Source organism: Lactobacillus nasalidis (genome assembly GCF_016587775.1).
Taxonomy (GTDB): domain Bacteria; phylum Bacillota; class Bacilli; order Lactobacillales; family Lactobacillaceae; genus Lactobacillus; species Lactobacillus nasalidis.
Genome location: NZ_BOCG01000310.1, coordinates 1 through 4,701, shown reverse-complemented (window position 1 = coordinate 4,701; position 4,701 = coordinate 1). Strand labels below are relative to the sequence as shown.

Here is a 4,701-nt window from a genome sequence, read left to right as displayed (position 1 = left end):
CAGAGCAATCAAATTCTTTTTGAATTCCGCTGCTCCTTTGATCAGCCGCCAGTGGCGGCCGCGCTGCCGGTTTCCTTTGACGAATTTGATCTGCTTTTTCTGTTTGGCCGGCAAGTCATCCCTGATCCGCATCAGCAAGTGGTTGGTATACCACCAGGCCTGCGGCTCCAGCCGGGTCAGGTCATAGGGCGAAGACTTCCGGTTGTTGTAGGCGAAACCTTCCCGGTTGACGTTCAGCTTGAACATTTTTTCCAGACTGGCGGCATTGGCACTGGAAACATTGGCATTGTCGCCAAAGCGGCTGGTATTTGAGTGCATCAGGCAATACAGGTCCGGCACCCGCCCGACCTGCTTTTGATAGACCTGCTGCATCAGCTGGTAGTCGCGCTTGATCCGCCGGCGCATCTGCTTGCTGCTTTCAACCGGCATCCCGTTTTTGTCTCTAATGTAGTCCATCAAGTAGTGGTTGTAATCGCGGCCGATGTATTGGTTGATTTCGACGAACTCCCTGGAGTCCAGCTGCCCCAGAAAGCGGTGATAGCGGTCATAGCAGTTGATGTACGACAGGCGGTAGCCATTGGTTCCCAGTTCCCAAAAGCCTTCTTTTTGCAGCTTCTTCAAGTCTTTGACCGAGACGAATTTCTGGTCGTCACGCTTGAACTTTTCCGCGTATGTCAGAATCGTGGCCCGGTAGTTCAGCTTTTCCAGCAGTTTTTCAGTAAACAAGACCGTATCCTTGCGGCCGTCTTCAAAAAGCAGGAAAAGGGCCTTTTTCGGCAGGGGCTTGCCGTGGTAGTAGTAGTTCTCAACGTCTTTCTGGCTGACCGTCACGTAGCCCAGCCGCTTTAAGGCTGTGAGTTCCTCTTCCAGCCTTTTCAAGGCAATCAGGCTGTCCGTGCCCTCGCGGTCAACGCCAAAATAAGCCAGGGAGACAAAGCCATGGTCCAAGCCGTCGACCGTTTCCGGATCGCTTTTTGAATAGGGCTGGTAGGTCTTGAAAACAAACAGGGCCCGGACCACAATCAAGGTCAAAACGATGATGCTGATCCATTCCAAAATCGACCGCACGAACTTGACCAGGTCCTTGCGGCTTTGAAACCAGGGCCGGCGCTTATGCTTTTTCATCTGCCCCACCCCCTGTTCTTGCCTGCCGCTTCAATTGCCGCTGCTCTTGCTTGGCCTGCTTCTTCTTCTGGGCGGCTACATCGCTTGGCGTTTGTCGCGTTCCCCAGGTCGACTTCCAGAAAGTCACCCAGGCAATCGGCATCTGCCAGAGCAGGACCAGCTCGTAATAGATGCAGAACAGGAAACCGAAAGTCCAGGTCGTGCTCTTGCGCAAAAAAAGCTGGGCAAAAGACATCATCAGGCTCATCAGCAAAAGTCCCACCAAAAAAGTCCGCGGGAAAATATGCTGGGTCAGCGGAACGTACATCAAGTTGTAAACCACCACGACCGGGGCCATGATCGGCACAATTAAGCCGATGTAGAAGTTGATGGCCGCGTAAGGCTCCTTACGCCACATGAACCTGCCGGCCATCAGCGACTCTCTGAGCCAGGACCGCTTCCAGCGCATCTGCTGCTTTAAAAAGACCCGGTGCTGGCGGGGCACGATGGTCGAGCAGACCGCCGTATCCTGGTAGCCGCAGCGGTAATGGCTGAGAATGAAGTTGGTCATGGCCCGGTCATCGCCAAAAGTGGCCTTGTGGCCAAGGAAACGCTGGTTCAGCCAGCGGTCCTTGTATTTCATTACCAGTTCTCGCCGGTAGCAAGACAAAGGACCGCTCAAGCAAGTGACCGCGTCAAAGACTCCTTCAGCAGCCTTCATGATCCGGAAGGCAATATAGTAGCGGACCGACTGCATTTCCGTCAAGGCGTTGGTGTAGGTGTTGGCCACGTCGCATCTGCCGGCGCAGCCGCCCATTTTCGGGTCCTGAAAAGGCTGCACCAGGTTGCGGACGGCATCCGGCTCCAAAAAAGAGTCAGAGTCGACAAACATCACCAGCTCCGTGTCCGTCTGCTCAACCCCGCGCACCAGGGCCGCTCTTTTTCCCGCATTTTTCTCCTGGACAAGCATCTTGACGCGCTCACTGACCCGGTAGCGGTCGCCTTCCTTGTTTTTCAGCTGCTTGAGGAGCTCCTGGATTTTGTCCACCGACCCGTCGGTCGAACAGTCGTCGACAACGCAGACTTTCAGTTTGTCGACCGGATAGCTTTGATCCAGACAGGACAAAATCGTGCGCTGGATCCATTTTTCCTCGTTGAAACAGGGAATCACCACCGTCACCGACGGCGTAAAGTCAGGATTGATCGCCACTGGCCGGTAAAGGCTGCCAAAAAGGTAGCGCGTCAGCAAAAAGGCGGCCGCGATCAAAGAATACGTGTACAGCAGGGCATTGTACTTGAAGTAAATAATCGATTCTGCCCGCATCAAGACCACGCACAAACTGACAAAGGCCAGGGAAATGCCGGCGCAGACCAGCAGGTAGCGGTCCTTGTGCCGGTCAAGGTAGCTGGGCAAGGTTTGCGAGAACTCAATCCCCACGCTCTGCTGCTGGTCAACGCTGCGGACGATCTGGCCGCTGATTCTGAAACGCGCTTCATGGCCTTCAGGCATGCTGCCGGCTGGGACCTTGAAACTGAGGCGGACGTTTTTGGCGTCTTTGACCTGGTCATAATCATCCTTGACCGCCAGCAGCATCCCCGTATCCGAAATATCGCGGCATTCGCCCTTTATCTTGAAGACCCTGCCGCCTTTTTCCGCCCGCAATTTGACTGGAAAGCTGCTGATATAGCGGACTCCCAGGGCATGCTCTTTCAAAAGGGTCGTAAAATCCTCTGCCTCGCTGTACTTGCCCCGCCGGTCGAGATTGGTCCGCTGGCCCAATGGATCTGGAACGTGCGGCAACAATCGCCGGTCCTTTTTTTCACGCAGAAGAACTTCCTGATCAGCTCCTTGGCTTTTAGTCATCCTGCTCACCACTTTTCCTTACAAACGCCAGTAGCTGAAGCCAAGCTTCTTTTCCAGTTCAGCCGGATAAAGCCCCTTGACATCGATCAGCACCCGCTCGCTGGCAGCCAGAGCCGGCTTGTAAAAACTGTTTAAGTCCAGCTTCTTGAATTCGTCATGGGCTACTGCGACTACCAGGCCGTCAAGATTCTTCATCTCGCTCAAAGGCAGCAGACTGATGCCGTACTTTTGCTTGATGTCGGCCTTGTCGGCGCGCGGATCCGCCACCAGGACCTCGGCCCCGTATTCTGTTAGGCCCTTGACCAGGTCGGCCACTTTGCTGTTGCGGGCGTCAGACACGTTTTCCTTGAAGGTTATTCCCAAAACGCCAACGCGGGCACCCTTGATCGGCCGGCCCGCCAGCGACAGGTACTTGATGGTCTTGTCGCGCAGGAAGCCGGCAACCTGGTTGTTGATCTCCCGGCTCCTTCTCAGCAAACTGGCATCGGCATTGAACCGCTCAGCCTGCTGGATCAGATAGTAAGGATCAACGCCGATGCAGTGGCCGCCAACCAGGCCGGGGTTAAAGCCGAGGGCGTTCCATTTGGTGTTCATGGCATTGACGATCTCCTGGGTATCCAAGCCGAATTTGTCAAAAATTGCCGCGCATTCGTTCATAAAGGCAATATTGACGTCTCTTTGGCTGTTTTCCGTCACCTTGACCGCTTCTGCCGCTTTAATCGACGATACCGGATAAGTCTCCTTGATGATCAAGTCGTAGACTTCCTTGACGGTCTGGCAGGTTTCCGCGTCCATGCCGGAGACGATCTTTTTGATATTGGTCAGCCGGTGGCGGCGGTCGCCTGGATTGATTCTCTCCGGCGAATAGGCAATTTTGAAGTCCCGGCCGACTTTGAGCCCGCTGGCTTCTTCCAAAAGAGGCCCGCAGAAATCCTCCGTCATTCCCGGGAAAACGGTCGATTCATAAACGACGACCGCTCCTGGCTTTAAATTGCGCCCAACCAGCCGGCTGGCCCCTTCAAGCGGCCGCAGGTCAGGCTGGTTGTCATCGTAAACCGGCGTGGGCACGGCAATGATGACGAAGTCAGCTTCGCGGATCTTGCTTTCGTCGCTGGTAAAGTCAACTCCGCTGTCATGTACGTCGCCGATTTCATTGGTCGGGTCCAGCCCCTGCCGGTAGGCAGCGAGCTTTTTTTCATTGATGTCAAAGCCCGTAACCGGAACTTTTTTGGCGAATTCAACTGCCAAAGGCAGGCCGACGTAACCCAGGCCGACTACTCACAGCCTGCCCTGGCCACTGGTCAGTTTATCCGAAATTTTCATTTTTTCTTCCCTCTTGCTCATCTATTGCTTCATTTTCCGGCTGTAATTGCCCGTGTACTGGTCCACCCGGGCAAAGCGGTAGCCTTCCTGCTTCCAGACCGGGATCATCTTGTCCAAAACTTGGGCGGTGTACTTGGCGTCTTCCAGCATGTGCATGACGATCACGCTGCCGTTGGTGACCTGGAAGTCATCTCCCTCTTTGCCTGAACCGTACTTCAGCTCGTTCAAGTACTGCTGGAAGTTTTTCTGCTCATAGTCGTTGGTCGAAACGTCGCCGGAAATCGCGTACTTGTAACCAACATCAAACACTGCCCGCAGGCCGTTTTTGGAAACCTCCAGAGTCGGCGGCCGGAAGTCAAGTGACAAGGCCGGCTTGCCGCCGACTTTCACGTTGCCGACGTACTTATTCA

3 protein-coding genes and 1 pseudogene are annotated in these 4,701 nt (G+C 54.6%); all 4 read right to left on the bottom strand.

The window, feature by feature from the left end; genetic code table 11:
* Positions 1-1,125: pseudogene (locus lacNas_RS14225) on the bottom strand (polysaccharide deacetylase family protein); the annotation flags it as partial.
* Positions 1,112-2,968, bottom strand: coding sequence for a glycosyltransferase (locus lacNas_RS05750; protein ID WP_201332005.1), 1,857 nt, complete (start codon positions 2,966-2,968; stop codon positions 1,112-1,114). The pseudogene lacNas_RS14225 and the gene lacNas_RS05750, both read right to left, overlap by 14 nt.
* A gap of 18 nt (positions 2,969-2,986) precedes the next feature.
* Positions 2,987-4,237: a nucleotide sugar dehydrogenase gene (locus tag lacNas_RS05745; RefSeq protein WP_280515192.1), complete on the bottom strand. Its 1,251-nt coding sequence runs from the start codon at positions 4,235-4,237 to the stop codon at positions 2,987-2,989.
* Between the two features lie 75 nt (positions 4,238-4,312).
* Positions 4,313-4,701: polysaccharide deacetylase family protein (locus lacNas_RS05740; RefSeq protein WP_507762774.1), on the bottom strand; the 389-nt coding region annotated here is incomplete at its 5' end.